This is a genomic window from Polaribacter sp. Q13, assembly GCF_016858305.2.
Taxonomy (GTDB): Bacteria; Bacteroidota; Bacteroidia; order Flavobacteriales; family Flavobacteriaceae; genus Polaribacter.
In genome coordinates this window covers 1,163,774-1,180,158 of sequence record NZ_CP074436.1, presented here as the reverse complement: position 1 = coordinate 1,180,158, position 16,385 = coordinate 1,163,774, and the positions used below count along the sequence as shown (strand labels likewise).

The 16,385-nt window shown below is 32.7% G+C and carries 9 protein-coding genes; 5 read left to right on the top strand and 4 right to left on the bottom strand.

Annotation, left to right across the window (positions count from 1 at the left end; genetic code table 11):
- Window position 1 precedes the first annotated feature (1 nt).
- Genes JOP69_RS04805 through JOP69_RS04790 form a run of 4 tightly spaced genes read left to right on the top strand, consistent with a single transcriptional unit; the run spans window position 2 to window position 8,071 of the window.
- Window positions 2–2,362 (top strand): glycoside hydrolase family 3 N-terminal domain-containing protein, encoded by a 2,361-nt coding sequence (locus tag JOP69_RS04805; protein WP_203392229.1) that lies wholly within the window; start codon window positions 2–4, stop codon window positions 2,360–2,362.
- Window positions 2,363–2,372: 10 nt separating this feature from the next.
- Complete coding sequence (locus tag JOP69_RS04800; RefSeq protein ID WP_203392230.1) at window positions 2,373–3,791, top strand: sulfatase; 1,419 nt, start codon at window positions 2,373–2,375, stop codon at window positions 3,789–3,791.
- 10 nt (window positions 3,792–3,801) lie between these two features.
- Window positions 3,802–5,181: a family 43 glycosylhydrolase gene (locus tag JOP69_RS04795; protein ID WP_203392231.1), complete on the top strand. Its 1,380-nt coding sequence runs from the start codon at window positions 3,802–3,804 to the stop codon at window positions 5,179–5,181.
- Window positions 5,182–5,185: 4 nt separating this feature from the next.
- Entirely contained in the window at window positions 5,186–8,071 is a 2,886-nt protein-coding gene (locus JOP69_RS04790) for a T9SS type A sorting domain-containing protein (protein ID WP_203392232.1), read from the top strand.
- Between the two features lie 326 nt (window positions 8,072–8,397).
- Here JOP69_RS04790 and JOP69_RS04785 read toward each other — a convergent pair whose 3' ends face one another.
- From JOP69_RS04785 to JOP69_RS04770, 4 genes are all read right to left on the bottom strand, one after another.
- Window positions 8,398–9,522: a glycoside hydrolase family 97 catalytic domain-containing protein gene (locus JOP69_RS04785; protein WP_302850205.1), complete on the bottom strand. Its 1,125-nt coding sequence runs from the start codon at window positions 9,520–9,522 to the stop codon at window positions 8,398–8,400.
- A gap of 57 nt (window positions 9,523–9,579) precedes the next feature.
- On the bottom strand, window positions 9,580–10,494 hold the full coding sequence (locus tag JOP69_RS04780) for a glycoside hydrolase family 97 N-terminal domain-containing protein (RefSeq protein WP_203392234.1): 915 nt from the start codon (window positions 10,492–10,494) through the stop codon (window positions 9,580–9,582).
- 264 nt (window positions 10,495–10,758) lie between these two features.
- Entirely contained in the window at window positions 10,759–12,396 is a 1,638-nt protein-coding gene (locus JOP69_RS04775) for a glycoside hydrolase family 43 protein (protein ID WP_203392235.1), read from the bottom strand.
- Between the two features lie 5 nt (window positions 12,397–12,401).
- Window positions 12,402–15,656: a glycoside hydrolase family 2 TIM barrel-domain containing protein gene (locus JOP69_RS04770; protein WP_203392236.1), complete on the bottom strand. Its 3,255-nt coding sequence runs from the start codon at window positions 15,654–15,656 to the stop codon at window positions 12,402–12,404.
- Window positions 15,657–16,014: 358 nt separating this feature from the next.
- Here JOP69_RS04770 and JOP69_RS04765 point away from each other — a divergent pair, with 358 nt between their 5' ends.
- On the top strand, window positions 16,015–16,344 hold the full coding sequence (locus JOP69_RS04765) for a hypothetical protein (RefSeq protein ID WP_203392237.1): 330 nt from the start codon (window positions 16,015–16,017) through the stop codon (window positions 16,342–16,344).
- Window positions 16,345–16,385 lie beyond the last annotated feature (41 nt).

The window sequence follows — 16,385 nt, the reverse complement described above, 5'->3', positions numbered from 1 at the left end:
AATGAAGAAGGAAATAGTTTTTTTAGTTTTATTGATGAGTTCAGTTTTCCTTGTTGCTCAGGGAAAATTGAACTCATCATTCAGTACTCCTGAAATAGATTCTCAAGTAGAATCGATATTGTCTAAAATGACAATGGATGAGAAAATTGCTCAAATAACAGGAACTCGTATTAGAGAGTTAATGGTAGATGGAAAATTGTCATTAGATAAATGTAGAGAAGTAATTCCAAACGGAATAGGGCATTTTTGTCAGTTTTCTACGGGTCAAGCATTAAATCCTGAAGAATTAAGAGATCTAGTTAGAGAAATTCAGCATTATTTAACAACAGAAACAAGGTTGAAAATTCCTGCTATTTTTCATGAAGAAGCAATTACAGGATTTGCAACGATGGGAGCCACCACTTTTCCGCAACAAATTGGTATTGGATGTTCTTGGAATCCAGGATTGGTAGAAAGAAATACAAATTCTACAAGACAAAACATGAGAGCTGCTGGAGCAACGTTTGCATTATCGCCAATGTTAGATTTAAGTAGAACTGCACATTGGAACCGTCATCAAGAAAGTTATGGAGAAGATGCGTATTTAACATCTCGTTTAGGTGTTGCTTTTGTTGAAGGTTTACAAGGAGATGATTTAAAAACGGGTGTTGCTGCAACCGTAAAACATTTTGCGGGTTATGGTACTAAAAACAATGAAGAAAAGGTTTTATATGAAGAGTATTTAATGCCTCATGAAGCTTGTATAAAAATTGCAGGGGCAAAAAGTGTAATGCCTTCTTATGGAAAATATAAATCTTTGGCAGTAACAGCGAACCCTATGATGTTAGACCAAATGTTGCGTAGAGAAATTGGTTTTGATGGGTTAATAGTTAGTGATTATGGCGCCGTGAATTTAATTTACAAAGGACATAAGCAAGCAAAATCCTCTTCTATGGCTGGTGCAATGGCGATAAATGCTGGTGTTGATGTAGAATTGGCAACACCAATTGCATTTCCATTATTACCGGAAGCTATTAAAGATGGATTGATTACTGAAAAAGAAATTAACATTGCCGTAAAAAGGTCTTTAATAATGAAAGCTAGATTAGGATTGTTAGAAGAGAATCCTCAAATAGGTAAAGATGGTGTATTAGATTTTGATCCGCCAGAATTTAGAAAACTAGCCTATGAAGCTGCAGCTCAATCTATTGTTTTGTTAAAAAATAATGGAATTTTACCTTTAAAAAGCGATGTTAAAAAAATAGCTTTAGTAGGTCCAAATGCAGCTACAACACAAGGTTTGTTAGGCGATTATACGTACCAAGCCATGAGAGCTTTTTGGAAAAGTGAAGAGTACGATCCTTTAAATCCGAAATTAGTAACCCTTAAAGAAGGATTGGAAAATGCATTGGGTAATACAGTAGAAATTGAGCACGAACGTGGTTGTGATTGGAGTGCTGGTTTAGAAGCAAAAATTGATAAAAGTGGTTTTGGAGATAGTCGATTAGGTAAGTTAAAACTGTTAACTGTAAAAGGCTTGCCACAACCAGATTTAAATAATGCTCTAAAAATCGCGAACGAAAGTGATGTAATTATAGCGGCAGTAGGAGAGAATATTGCCTTGAATGGAGAAGGTAGAAAAAGAAAGGGAATAGGACTTCCTGGAGAACAAGAAGCTTTTGTAGAGAAATTATTGGCTACTGGAAAGCCTGTTATTTTAGTTTTATTTGGAGGAAGACAGCAAGTAATAGATAAATTAGAAGGCAGATGTGCAGCAATTATAAATGCTTGGTTGCCGGGTGAAGAAGGCGGAAATGCAATTGCAGATATTTTAACGGGTAAAGTAAATCCTTCTGCAAAATTAAATGTGACGTATCCTAATTCTCAGAAAAAAGAAGAAGTAAATTATCAAAATGGTTATGCTGTAAATAATCAACCTTTATATCCTTTTGGTTATGGTTTGTCTTATACCAATTATACCTACAGTAATTTTAAAATGAAATCGAAAGTAAAATTGACTGACGATCGTTTTTCAATTTCATTTACGCTAAAAAATTCAGGTAAAAAAGAGGGAACAGAAATAGTACAATTATATGTTTCTCCGGTTGATAAATCATCAACAATGAAACCAATTCAATTAAAAGGTTTTCAAAGAGTTTCTTTAAAATCGGGAGAAAGTAAAAAAGTAACATTTAACGTTTCTCCACAACAATTAGTTCAATATAAAAAAGGGAAATGGATTATTGAAGGTGGTACCTATGAATTTAAAATAGCTGCTTCATCAACAGACATTCGTTTAAAAGGAAAAGTAACATTAAAAGGAGAAGATTTAATACTCAGTAATGGTAGAGAAGTATTCTTTTCAAAAAGTGAAATAAACTAAAAATAGAGATATGGCATTCAATAATATTGACAAGAAGCTATTATTAATTATAATAATAGCCAGTACTATTTTCTTTAACATAACAGAAACATCAGCTCAAAAAAAGAACATTATTTTTCTTTTGGCAGATGATGCAGGTTATCATGATTTTGGTTTTCATGGAAGTAAATATTTTAAGACTCCAAACTTAGATAAATTAGCTAAACAAGGAGTTCTTTTTAAAGAAGCATATACTACAGCTGCTGTTTGTGGCCCTTCTAGAGCAGGCTTTATTACAGGAATGTATCAACAAAGATATGGTATAGAAGATAATAATGTGCCTGGTTATATGAGTCAGTCTTCAAAATTATTGGGAGATGATATGGGGCTTCCATTGCATATTAAAACAATTGCGAATTATTTAAAACCACAGGGTTATAAATCTGTGATTTTTGGGAAATGGCATTTGGGAGGAAATGACGAGTATAACCCTTTATATAGAGGTTTCGATGAGTTTTATGGCTTTAGAGGTGGAGCAAGAAGTTTTTATGCATTATCACAAAAAGAAGCAGCAGAAAAGCGATTAGACAGATGGGAAAAAGGATTAGGAGTATTTGAAGAACCTAAAAAATATTTAACAGATGAAATTGCAGATGAAGCTTGTGATTTTATAGATAGAAATAAGAAGAATCCTTTTTTTATGTATGTTTCTTTTAATGCAGTTCACACACCTCTTGAGGCAGAACAACAAGATTTAGATCAATTTCCAAATTTGAAAGGGAAACGTAAAAAATTAGCAGCCATGACATTTGCTATGGATAGAGCCTGCGGGAGAATTTTAGACAAACTAAAAGAATTAGGTTTGGATGAAAATACGTTGGTTGTTTTTGCTAATGATAATGGTGGTCCAGATGGTTCAAACACTTCTAATTATCCTTTAAGCGGATGTAAATCTAATCATTTAGAAGGCGGAATTAGAGTTCCATGTATTATAAAACTACCAAATGTAGTTACACCAAATACAGTTTACGAAGAACCTATTAGTATGTTAGATATGTTGCCAACTTTTGTAAACGTTGCTCAAGGAGATGCATCAAAAATTAAAGGATTAGATGGAGTAGATTTAATTCCTTTTATTACAGGGAAGAATAAAAAGGTACCGCATGAAATGTTGTTTTGGAAAAAAGAAAATAGAGGTGTTGTTAGAAAAGGTGATTGGAAAATGCTACGTTTTCCTGATAGACCAGCAGAATTATATAACATTAAAAAAGACATTACAGAAAACAACAATTTAGCCTATAAATATCCCGATAAAGTAAGAGAAATGTTTAAAGATTTATGGAATTGGGAAAGTGAGTTAGAAAGACCTCTTTGGCAATTAAAACGTGTTTATGAAGTAAATGCTATGAAACGTATGGACGTAAAAAGAGACCCAATCTTAGATAAATAATAAACTAATAATGAAAATTCACAAACTGTTTTATTTTGTAATAGTAACTTTTTTGATGGCATCCTGCGGTAATAAGCAAAAGGAAGCCAAAGTGTCTAATAAATTAAGTAATCAAGCGATTAGTGTAGATGTAATTGTGCCAGAACATGGTATGGCAGATCCACATGCTTGGGTAGAAAATGGTCGTGTTTATATTATTTGTGGTCATGATGAATCTTGGGATGCAACTTCTTCTTTTCCTATGGATAGATGGGAAGTTTGGTCTACCGATGATTTAATAAATTGGAAACATCATCGTAATATTTTGCCTTCAGATACGTATATCGGTGATAAACCCAACTGTTGGGCGGGAGATGTTTGCGAAAGAGATGGCAAGTATTATTGGTTCTTTTCAAACAGAAATATAGATACAGGCGTCATGGTTGCCGACTCAATTACCGGGGAATATAAAGACTTGTTGGGTAAACCATTATTGCCAAAAGGCATTGTACCTGTACATCCGTATGATCCAGAAATTTTTATTGAAGATGATGTATACACCATTTGTTTTGGTGTAGGTACTTATTATATGTCCACTTTAGCAAAGGATATGAAATCTTTAGATACCAATCCAAAGAAAATTATTGTTAAAGATAAAAAAGGAAATATTTCTAGAACAGATGATAAACCTACTTTATTTAAGCGAAACGATTGGTATTATTTGGTATATGGAAGTAGATATTCAATGTCTAAAAACTTATATGGACCTTATGAACTTCAAGGTGCTTTTTTAAGTGGTGGACACACTAGTTTCTTTGATTGGAAAGGGCAAAAATATGTGCTGCAAGAAAATCATGATATTTCTGCATTTTATAGAGGAGCAAGTTTAAAACCAGTTAATTTTAATGCTGATGGAACCATAATAATTCCTAAGACAGATAGAATGTATCCAGCTCCGGGAAGACCCTTTGAATTTAAAAACAGTACCATGGGATGGAAAGCTTTAAGCGGTACAGATCTTTCTTTTAAAGACGGAAAATTAGTAGGTAATCTGTCAGAAAAGAATGCCCTTATTAGAAGTGCACCTTGGTTGTATACGGATACAAGATTGTGTTCTGAAGTTATTTTTAACATCAAAAATAATAGTAATGCCAAAGAATTAAAATTTTCAATTTATACACGTAATGAAAAGGAAGATGGTTTTTGGGCTGTTGGCACAGATCCTGTAGATTGGTCTCAGCAACAATGGATTACTATTCCTATTTCTTCTAATGATACCGATTTTAAAACGTATAAAGTCCAGTTATCAGAATTTAAGAATATAGAAAATAGGTTAATGCAAATAGCGATGCAACCAGCATCAGATAGTAATTCTGGTTATTGGGAGTTAAATGAAGTTATAATCAAATAACAAAATGAGAAACAGAAAATATTTTTCAAAAAAAATAATCGTTGCTGTAATAACAGTGTTTTCGTGTGCTCTAAATGTAGCTGCTCAAAATAGTGGAACTCCTTTTTTTGAAAAAATAAGAACAGAACGTGTTGTGTCAGATCAAAGCGTAACTTGGGTAAACTTTGCGCCTGGAACTTCTGGTTATTGCGAAGAGTTTTGGTGTCATCCAACGGATACAAATGTGATGTTTAGTGGCCCAGATATGCATGCGGCTTTTGGTACTTGGGATAACGGAGTAACCTGGCAAACGCTAAAAGACAGCGATGGTACAGGTGTAGATATGCGTCGTGTAATTGATATCAAATTCTCCTTACAAAACCCTGATTTTGGAATTGCTTTTGCAAACGATCAAACGGGAAGAAGCACTAGCGGTAAAATTTATGAAACTAATGACAGAGGTAGAACTTGGAATCTTAATTCTACAATGGGTAAATCTCATTCAAAATTAGCAATTCATCCTACCAACGATAATATATGGTTTTTAGGAGCTGGAGATTTTTGGAATGCAAAAGAGAATAGCAGAAGTTTAGCAAAGCCTAATGGCGAAAAAACTTCTAGGTCTGTTTATGGTTACGTATGGAAAACAACAGATCGTGGTGTTTCATGGAAAAAAGTTGCTAAAGGTTTATCGAATGATTTAGATGTAGGTCGAATTATTTTCAATCCTGGTAGTCCAGAAAATATGATTATGGCCACTAATTATGGTATATATACAAGTGCTGATACAGGCGAGACTTGGACGGATAACGCTACGGGACTTCCAAATAATTTACCCAGAGATTTAACATCGCATTATGATGCCAGTACTGGAGATTTTACACTTTATTTAGTGGAACAATCTGTATATACAGAAAATGGAAGTAACTCTATTGATACAAGCGGAGGTGTTTATAAAAGTATAAATAACGGGTTAACGTGGACTAATATTACCGGAGATTTGGGTATTGATTTTCAAGTTGTAACAGATTGGACTTCTCGTGACAAGTATAAAAGGTCGGTTTCACACTGGCTTGGTATTCCAAAAAACAACTTAGATAGTATAGCATATGCTTCAAATATTATACCTGTTTTTAGTATGATTGTTGTAAATCCGCTTAATAAAAATGAAATTTATATCGCACAGAAAACAAAGCACGGTTATGGTTTTGGTCCTGGAGATTTATGGAAAACTACAAACGGAGGATCTACTTGGTTTCCTTGTGCAAGACAGGGTAAATATTGGGTAGCCAAAGAAGATCAAACCTATTGGAATAATAAAACTGGATTGAGTACAACTGCAGATAATATCGATTTTGCTCATTTGCAGAATTATATGAACGATCAAAGATCTATTTCAGGTACTAGAATGCTTGCAATTAATGCCAACGGAGATGTTTTTACAGGTATAGATCAGCAAACCTTGCGTTCTAATAATAATGGTACTAGTTGGACACAGATTGATGACGAAGAGGTTGCACCAGACGTATGGAAAGGTAGAGGTAATACAGCACTTCCTGGTCGATTTATGTTACATGAAACAGGTGTTACAGGAAGAAGACTTTTATGTAGTGGCGAGCATGGTTTATTTCAAACTACTGGTACAGATATTGCAAATTGGACAAATACAGGAGCCGTAAATATAGCGCAAATTGAAGGACAGCATTTTGATTTTGGAGGTTATAAATCTGCACATTCGGTAGCCTCGGTTGCTGTTCATCCCAATAATCCAAATACTATTTTTGCGTTAATGGATCGTCAAACACATAGAGGTATGTTACGAAAATCTACCGATGCCGGACAAACGTGGACTAATATTGCTACAATTTTTGAAGGTACTAGTAACGTGTCTTCAACGGTAGCTCCGCAGCATTCGCTAATGATAGATCCGGTAAATCCAAGCAATATGTATTTTACGGCTATCTATAAGCAAATAGCTGGAGTTGGAGGCGGTACAAGTCCTGCTTTAACAAAAGGAAAATATGGCGTTAATAGATCTAATGATGGAGGTCTTACCTGGAATGTTAGTAATGCTGGTTTGCCAGCTGGAGCAAGTGTAAATAGAATTGCCATGCATCCAGATAATTCAGAAACTATTTTTGCAGCTTTAAGTCAGTGGAGTAATTCGGATCCTGGTGGATTATACAAATCTACAGATGGAGCAGTAAATTGGACGAAAGTTGTAATTCCTTCAGTAATAAAATCTGTTAATAATATCTTTATTGATAGAAATACAAAACATATGTTTATTTCTACGGGTTCTAGATCTGGAGCAATGAATTCTGGTGGGGTTTGGAGAAGTATTGACAACGGTGTTAATTGGGAACTAATATTCGAAGCGCCATATGTATGGCAAACAGAAACGTCTCCAATCAACTCAAATATAATAACAATATCAGTAGCGTCTCAAATACCAAACATGGCAGATAATTTTAAAAACCCAGGCGCTTATATATCTGTTGATGCTGGTGCAACTTGGACTAAGATAAATAAAGGTTTGGCACATTCTGATAGAATTACAGATATAAAACCAGATCCGTATAACGAAAACATTATTTGGTCTGCCGGTTGGGGTAGTGGTTGGTACAAAGCAGTTATAGATGTAAATACTTTAGCTGTTAATGATATTCGTGAAAATAGCAAAACAATAAAATTATTTCCAAATCCTACAACACAAGGTATTCTAAATATTCATGGTTTTACAGCTGAAGAAGATGTAAACTATACGATTGTAGATGCTTTAGGGAAAACACATACAACTGGTTTTTTAAATCAAAATAAAGTAAATGTTTCTGTCCTTAAAAAGGGAATGTATATAATATCTCTGTCCAATAAGGTGAAAAATGTTTCGTATAAATTTATAAAGAATTAGTTAAAAAGCGAATAGAATTATCATAACAATTTTAGCAGTAACGTTGTTTAGAGTAATAATAAGATAAGCACTAAATTAGCGCGTTAATAGCTGAATTTAGTGCTTTTTTTGTTGATAATATTGGTGCTTAAGAACTTCCTTTCTAAATTTTTATACTTCAATTAAAATGACACAAATAGTAATCTTTTAAAACGTTCAATAAAGGTAGGTTTTGTACCAAATAAACATCAAAATGACTGATTAAATTCGTTTCTATTTCAACATAAAAACGGTAATTATTAATCATAGAAAGAGTGTATAGTGTTTATGTTATCATTGATGAAATATTATTCAACTACTTTAAATTCTATAGCTTGTCCGCCACCTGCTGCTAAAATAATTTCTAATACATCTTTAGAAGAAACTTCTCTTTTAGAAATTGTAAATACTTCTGGGTTTGTTAGCCAATGAGCATTTTTAGCATCTGCATAAATAGTTGCTATGTAAGTTTTGTTTTTCTTTAAAAATGATAAATCGACCTTAAATTTCCTTGGATTTTCATCAGTAATACTTCCTAAATACCAATTGTCTGCATTTCTTTCTTTACGAACTACAGTATAATAATCTCCAATTTTACCATTAATAACTTTACTTTCAGACCAATTTGTAGGTACATCTTTTATAAATTGAAAAGCAGCATTGCCTTCATAATTTTCTGGCAAATCTGCAGCTATTTGTATAGGGCTGTACATGGTTAAATAGTATGCCAATTGTTTACATATAGTAGATTTTACTCTAAAATCTAAAGGACTCCAATCACGATCAGGTACATCCATTTTAAATATTCCAGGAGTATAATCCATGGGCCCACCTAATAATCTTGTAAATGGTAAAACGACCCCATGCTCCGGAGAGTTGCCTTCACTCCAAGCATTGTATTCTTGACCTCTAGCACCTTCTCTTGCCATTAAATTAGGATATGTTCTTTGTTCACCTGTAAATTTAATTGGTTCATGATTTACAATTAACAAACCATATTTTGCAGCTGTTTGAGCCATTTTTTTATAATGGCGCACCATATATTGCCCATGATGATGTTGTTTGTATGTTTTCTTTTTACTATCGTAATTTACATCACCTGTATACCTTACTTTTATTGTCTTTATACCAAGATTTTTGCACATTTTATACAATGAATCCATGGCAGGTTCATAATGGTCTATATCAGAAATAGTTTCATGGTACATCATCATTCTTACCCCTTTTTTCTTACCATAATCTGTTACTTCTTTAATATCAAAATCGTCTGTTGATGTCTTCCAATCAAAAATATTATAACCTGTCCAAGAACCTTCCATATTATCCCAACCTTTATCCCATCCTTCTATTAATACATCAGGGATACCATGTTTAGCAGCAAAATCTATATGATATTTTGCATTTTTAGTATTGGCTCCATGGGGTTTTGTTATAGGCTTACCAAATTGTGTTTTTTCTGCCCAAGCAGTTTTTCCAATATGTAATTCCCACTAAATACCAATATATTTATAGGTTTCAATAAAACTTGTATCTTCATAAGCACATTCTGGATTTAAGTTCATTAGAATGTCAGATTCTACTAAATCACCAGGATTTTTGCCAATTTGAATAGTTCTCCAAGGCGACTGAAAAGGTGTTGAAGCTCTTACTAAATCTCCATTCAGCCAAGGAGTTAAATGTGCTTTAAATTTAAACCCATTTAAAGTGTTTAACAAATTCATGCCTGCGTAATCTGTTAAATCTGCTTCGTGAATGCTTACAACCAAATTATCATTTACCTCAATAGTAGTTGGTGTATTTGCCATATTAGAACGTTCTTCTTTTTCTGGTCTTCTTTTAAACTTGATAGAATCTCCAACTTGACTAATAGGAGAGTTGTAATATACTTTTTCATAGTTATCATAGTCAGCAAAATTCCACCAAGTTTTGTAATCTTCTTTAAAATTAAACTCAGTCAATTCATCTATAATTACAAAATCGCTTAAGTTATTTTGTTTTGGAAATACATATCTAAAAGCTATACCATCATCAAAAGATTTTGCAATTATATCTATTAAAATATTTGTTTCTTTTTGCTGAAGATGTAAGGTTAATTGATTATTATAATCTTTAACCGTTTTACGCGGGCCCCAAACAGTTTCCCAAGTTGAGTTATTGGTTTTTACTTCTGAAGAAAGCATCTTAAAGTTATTTTTTAAAGACTTGTTTTTTAACTCAAAACCTAAAGCTGAAGGTTGTAAGAACTCCAAGTTATTAGAGCTTATGCTATAAAATAATTGTCCCGCATCATTCAATTCAAAAACAATTTTATTTTTTAAATTAGGAGAGGCTACTTCCTTAACAATATTATTTTGGTTAGAACATGCCATAAAAAGTGGCAATAGAAGTAGTAAGATATGTTTCATTGTTTCAAATTTTAATAGTAATTAGTGGTGTATGATTTTAAAGGTTTTAATAACAGGCAAGGCTTTTCATGCATGGTCCTTGCTTGCAGGGAAATAGTCTTATACTATTATTTTGAACTAGATGCAATTTTTGAAATAGCAAAAGGCTCTTTATTTACTTTAGGAATGACTAAACTCTCTGCGTTTTTCTACATTGTTTGCCACGAATAGTGAAATCTTTTTTACGGCTTTCATAATTTCTATTGATTTTCTTTTAATTAAAAGTTATTCTGCACCTTGATACATAAACCAATCAAAAAGAGCTATTTTCTTGCTTTTTTTTCCTAATGACGTAGCATACATACCCACGTATACACCATTAAATTTTTGTGCAATCTCGTCAGATAAAATCGTATAATCTTGTGCTTTGCCTATGGGGTTCAGTTCAAACTTATTTTCACCGTAATAGAATTGAGCATTAATGCCATCAATTTTTACCTTAAAAACAACACTTTCTTTTTTATATGGAATACTTACTACTACTTGCGGTTCAAACTCGCCCTTATTTTCTTTTTGCAATGTTTTTAAAAGTACAAGTTTATCCTTCGTTTTCAATAGTTGATAATGATTTCCATGACGGCGATAAATTACCAACCCAGCTTTTTCATTTTCTTTTTTAGTTTTAAACGAAAGTGATGTGCTGGCTTCATAATTTAAATGACGGGTACGTTGGGCAATAAAGGAAGGGTTAACAAATTCAGCAACCGTTTCTGGTCGTAACTGTATCTGCATTTGTCCATCTTTTTGCTCGTACCAGGTTTCTTTGGGAGATCGTAAGAAGTTCCATTCAAGTCCCAATTCTTCACCTTCAAACTCATCCAACTCATTAATTTTAGCCACTGGATGCCAAGGTAATTCAGGTCGCTTTTGTTCAAATTGCAATAAACCCTTTCCGGGATTAAAAATAGGAGTTACACCAGATTCTTGATTTGACATTTCTACTTGTGCTAAAAAAGTTTCACGAGCAAGAGTAGTGTATCCATCAATTTTTCTTTTAGCAAGCATTACACTCCACCAATCTCCATTTTGAGTTTGTAATAAATCTGCATGTCCTGTCTGTTGTATAGGATAATCTTTTCCCAAATGACGATGTGTCATTACTGGATTAGCATGATTGGGTATGTAAGGTCCCCAAATATTTTTGCTATTAAAAACTGTTACAGCATGATATTCTCCTGTTCCACCTTCACCAATTAGTAATAAATATTCATTATTTATTTTATATAAATGTGGGCCTTCTGCCCAACGTGCATTTGATGCATGTCCATAAGTAAGTTGTTTTTTCTCTCCAATTAGCTCGCCTTTATCTGGATTTATTTCTTGCATCCAAACACCATTTTTTCCTTGCCATTCTTTTTGTGAGTTGTCAATAATTCCAGCTCCAGTATAATAACATTTACCATCATCATCCCAAAACAGAGAAGGGTCTATTCCAGGAGCATCATCTATCCATATTGGATCTGACCAAGAATTGGAAGGGTCTTTTGCTGTGATTATAAAATTCCCATTGTCACCTACCATTGTGCAGATAATATAAAATGTTCCATTGTGATGTCTAATTGTTGGCGCAAAAATACCTTGAGAATTACCTAATCCATCAGGATAATTAATTTGAGTAGATTTTGATAATCCGTAACCAATTAACTCCCAATTAACCAAATCTTTACTTTTATGAATTGGCAGACCTGGAAACCACTCGAAGCTAGAATTAACCATATAGTACGTATCTCCTACACGACAAATAGAAGGGTCTGGATAAAAACCAGACAAGATTGGGTTCTTAAAATTGTCGGGAGCTGTTTGTCCTGAAACATTAAAACAAATTAATGCAAGAAATAAAATCTTAAGTATCCTTAATTTCATTTTAACTAAAATTTAATTCTTTCTGGTTTTACCTTTGATTGAAAAGGCACCAAATAAAATGAATAATTATAACTTCCTGGTTTAATTAAATATTCTTCATGAGGCTGAGCACTTGCAGTCCACGTATCATCTCCGCCAACTCCTTGCTGTTTTAAATCTACATTTACTGTTAAAACATCACGCTCTATCAATTCGTTTATATGATTTGCATCTTGAAGATTATTTGTACTATAAGGAATAACACTGAAACTTAATAGATTATCACCTTTGATTAAAACTCCGTTTGATTTATTATTTTGAATCTTAAACCATCTTGTTGCTGTATGATTTCCATATTCTTCAGGATAAGCGTACATATAACTCATTGTTTTAGCATTGCCTGAATATAAACCTACGTGCGAACCATAATTTCTATCTGCATAATTAGGATGTGGTCCTTTTCCAAAATAAGAAAGGGTTTTATATGCATCTGAAATATCAAACTGCATACCTAATCGTGGTACATTAGGTGCTTTTTTATAAATATCAACTTGATAATTTACTTTTACTTCTCCTGATGCCAATACAATATAGGAGAGATTTACTTGAGTTTTAGGATTGATAATTTCTCCTTTAACGTTTACAATAACTTTTCCTTTTTCATCTGAATTAATTGAAACATTATTTGCTACAAATCGATCTCCAGCTTTCATCCAGTCTAATTCTTTTTCTAAACGTAATGCTTCGCGATAAGCTTCATCATTTTCTGTTTCTGCACGCCAAAAATTTAATTTTAATGGAGAACTTAAAACATTTACACCTTTAGATTTATATGAAGTAATATAGCCTGTTTTCTTATTGATGTTAAGGCTTACAGATTTGTTATAAACTGTAACTTCATCATTTTTATCAGTAACATCCAAACTCAAATTACTTGAATTTGGCACAATTGATTTTGTTTTATAGTTAAGTTTGAATTGCTCTTCAAAAACCACATATCCTTTATGCTCCCAAATGGTGTTCTCTTTTAAACTTCCTTTAATAGTTATGAAGTATTCCGAACCAGGTTTTGCTTTTGGGTTTTTAAATTTTATAGTTAGTTTATCTGTTTGATAAGGCTTAGTATTTAACGATTCTAAATTGCCATTTTGAATAACAGCACCATTCTCTGTTAGCTCCCAATTAAGATTATATATAGACAAATTTATTGCATGATGACGATTTAAAATTTCGAAATCTCCTTTTAGAGCATCATCAGTAGTAATAACGACGGGTTGATTTACTTTTTTACACTCGTAAGTAGCAGGTTTTGGAGTTCTGTCTGAAGCAATAATACCATTTAAACAAAAAGTACCTGCATTAGGTTTGTCACCAAAATCGCCTCCATAGGCCAAAAATTCTTTTCCATTTTCATCTTTTTGTAAAATGCCTTGATCAATCCAATCCCAAATAAAACCTCCTAAAGCTCTATCATTTTTATAAATAACATCCCAATAAGCTTTCATGTTACCTGTAGAATTCCCCATAGAATGTGCATACTCACACATTACAACAGGTCGCTTATCAAAACTTGTATTATCTATTAAATCCTGTAATTCTTGCGGTGTAGTATACATTCTACTTAACATATCTACCCAACTTAGATCGGTTGGATTACCTTGATCTTGAGTGAAAAAACTAGTTTTATATCGTTTGTCTGTTGGAACTCCTTGAGCACCTTCATAATGAATAAACCTAGTTGGATCAAAGTCTTTTATCCATCCTGCCATTGCCGCATGATTAGCACCAGTTCCAGATTCATTACCTAAACTCCAAAATACAATACTAGGATGGTTTTTATCGCGTTGTACTATTCTTATGGCACGTTGCAAATATGAAGTTCCCCATTCTGGTACATTGGTAAGTTGTCCTCTAACACCATGTGTTTCAAGATTAGCTTCGTCCATAACATACAGTCCATATTTATCGCATAAGTCGTAGAAATAAGGATCGTTTGGATAATGTGATGTTCTTACTGCATTAAAATTAAACTGTTTTAAGAGTTTTACATCTTTTTCCATATCTTTTCTAGACAAGGTTTTTCCGTTAGTTTGATGATGATCATGACGATTTACACCAATCATTTTTACTGGATTCCCATTTACTAAAAAGCGACCTCTATCATCAAATTTCACTTCTCTAAAACCAACTTTAGTACTTGTATATTGAATTGAATTTCCATTTTCATCTTTAACTTCAAAAAGTAAAGTATACAAGTAAGGAGTATCTGAAGACCATTTTTTAGGTTTTTCAATTTTAGATTCTATTAATCCGAAGTAAACGTTATCTCTTTGAGGATAAACCTCTCCTAAAATCTTTTTAAATTCTGTAACTGATTTATCTCCAATTGTATTTCCTTCTTGATCTATAAGCGTTGTTGTGAGTGTCCAATCATCAACAGTTGTTTTGAGGTTTGTGTTTCCAAATTCACCAACTTTAGCAACATATTTATCTTTAATATTTGTAATGATGTTTGGTCTAATTTGTAACAAAGCGTCTTTATAATCTTCATCAAAAGCGGTTCTAACTGTAAAGTCAGACAAACGTACTTTAGGATTTGCATGTAAATACACTTCACGCTCTATTCCGCTCATTCTCCAATGATCTTGCCCTTCTAAATAACTTCCATCGGACCACCTATATACTTTAACAGCGATTTTATTTTCGCCTTCTTTTATTAGTTTTGTAATATCAAATTCTGATGGTAATCTTGTGTCTTCACTATAGCCTACAAATTCACCATTTACCCAAACATAATAAGCGGAAGAAACGCCTCCAAAATGTAAAATAATATCTCTTTTACTCCAAGATTTATCAACATTAAAAGTTCTAATATAATGCCCAACAGGATTATCATGATGATTTATATTAGGAAAATCATTGTAAAAAGGATAAATTGTATTTGTATAAATAGGTGTTCCATAACCTCTCATTTCCCAATTAGAAGGCACATCTATTTTATCCCAAGAAGAACTATTAAAATCTACTTTTTGAAAATCGTTAGAAGCTTCTGCAGGTTTTGCAACATATTTAAATTGCCAATCTCCATTTAACGTTTTGTAATATTTAGATTGTTCTCTATCTCCAGTAATTGCTTGTTCTGCATTTTCAAAATTATAAAAAGTGGCATGGGCTGGAAGCCTGTTAATTTGATTTACTTGCGGATTTTCCCAATCATTTTTTTGTTGGGCTGTTGCAGCAATTGTTAAACATGTTAAGATGAGAGAAAAAATAAATTTCATAAATTTTTAATTTGTAGTTATTTTAATGACTCCATATGCTCCTCTTGAGTCATAAAAATATTTTGGAGGCATACAAATATCAAACTTTTGTGTTTAAAGTTTAAAACATATGGGCTATTATACAAAACATATGATTTTTCTTCAATACCGTCCAAAACGTTTTAAAAATACGAGGATAGAGTCAAGTTTCTCAAATATCTTTGAGTTGCATAAAAAACACCTTACACATATGGTAAGTGTAACTTTACTTTCTCAGAGAATATGAAAACTTTATAGTTCTAGGTTTAAAAAACTTGTCAAAACACATTAAACCAATACGCATCAAAAAGGCTTTAATAGTTGGTAACATTTAGTTTCTATGCGCTTCTATCAATTTGCAAAGAGTCAGTCTATTCGAGATATCAGTAATGGTTTACGTTCTGCAACTGGCAACTTTAATCATTTAGGAATGCTTAAATCGTCTTCAAAATCTACAATCAGTTATCAGAATAAAAATAGAAACTGGGAGTTTTTTAGAGACTATTATTATGTTTTATTGGAGAGTTTAGGACAGCAGGCAGCTATGAAGCGGGTTAAGTTTAAAATAAAATCAAAAATATTCAAGTTAGATATCACTACTATTAGCCTTTGTTTAAGTTTATTTGATTGGGTAAAACACAAAACAAAAAAAGGTGCTGTAAAAATGTAAACACTGCTTGATTATGATGGTCATTTACCATCTTATTTGAA

Coding starts and splice junctions, on each gene's coding strand:
- JOP69_RS04790 (WP_203392232.1), top strand. CDS start 5,186: ATGAGAAACAGAAAATATTTTTCAAAAAAAATAATCGTTGCTGTAATA.
- JOP69_RS04800 (WP_203392230.1), top strand. CDS start 2,373: ATGGCATTCAATAATATTGACAAGAAGCTATTATTAATTATAATAATA.
- JOP69_RS04795 (WP_203392231.1), top strand. CDS start 3,802: ATGAAAATTCACAAACTGTTTTATTTTGTAATAGTAACTTTTTTGATG.
- JOP69_RS04775 (WP_203392235.1), bottom strand. CDS start 12,396: ATGAAATTAAGGATACTTAAGATTTTATTTCTTGCATTAATTTGTTTT.
- JOP69_RS04780 (WP_203392234.1), bottom strand. CDS start 10,494: ATGAAACATATCTTACTACTTCTATTGCCACTTTTTATGGCATGTTCT.
- JOP69_RS04805 (WP_203392229.1), top strand. CDS start 2: ATGAAGAAGGAAATAGTTTTTTTAGTTTTATTGATGAGTTCAGTTTTC.
- JOP69_RS04770 (WP_203392236.1), bottom strand. CDS start 15,656: ATGAAATTTATTTTTTCTCTCATCTTAACATGTTTAACAATTGCTGCA.
- JOP69_RS04765 (WP_203392237.1), top strand. CDS start 16,015: ATGCGCTTCTATCAATTTGCAAAGAGTCAGTCTATTCGAGATATCAGT.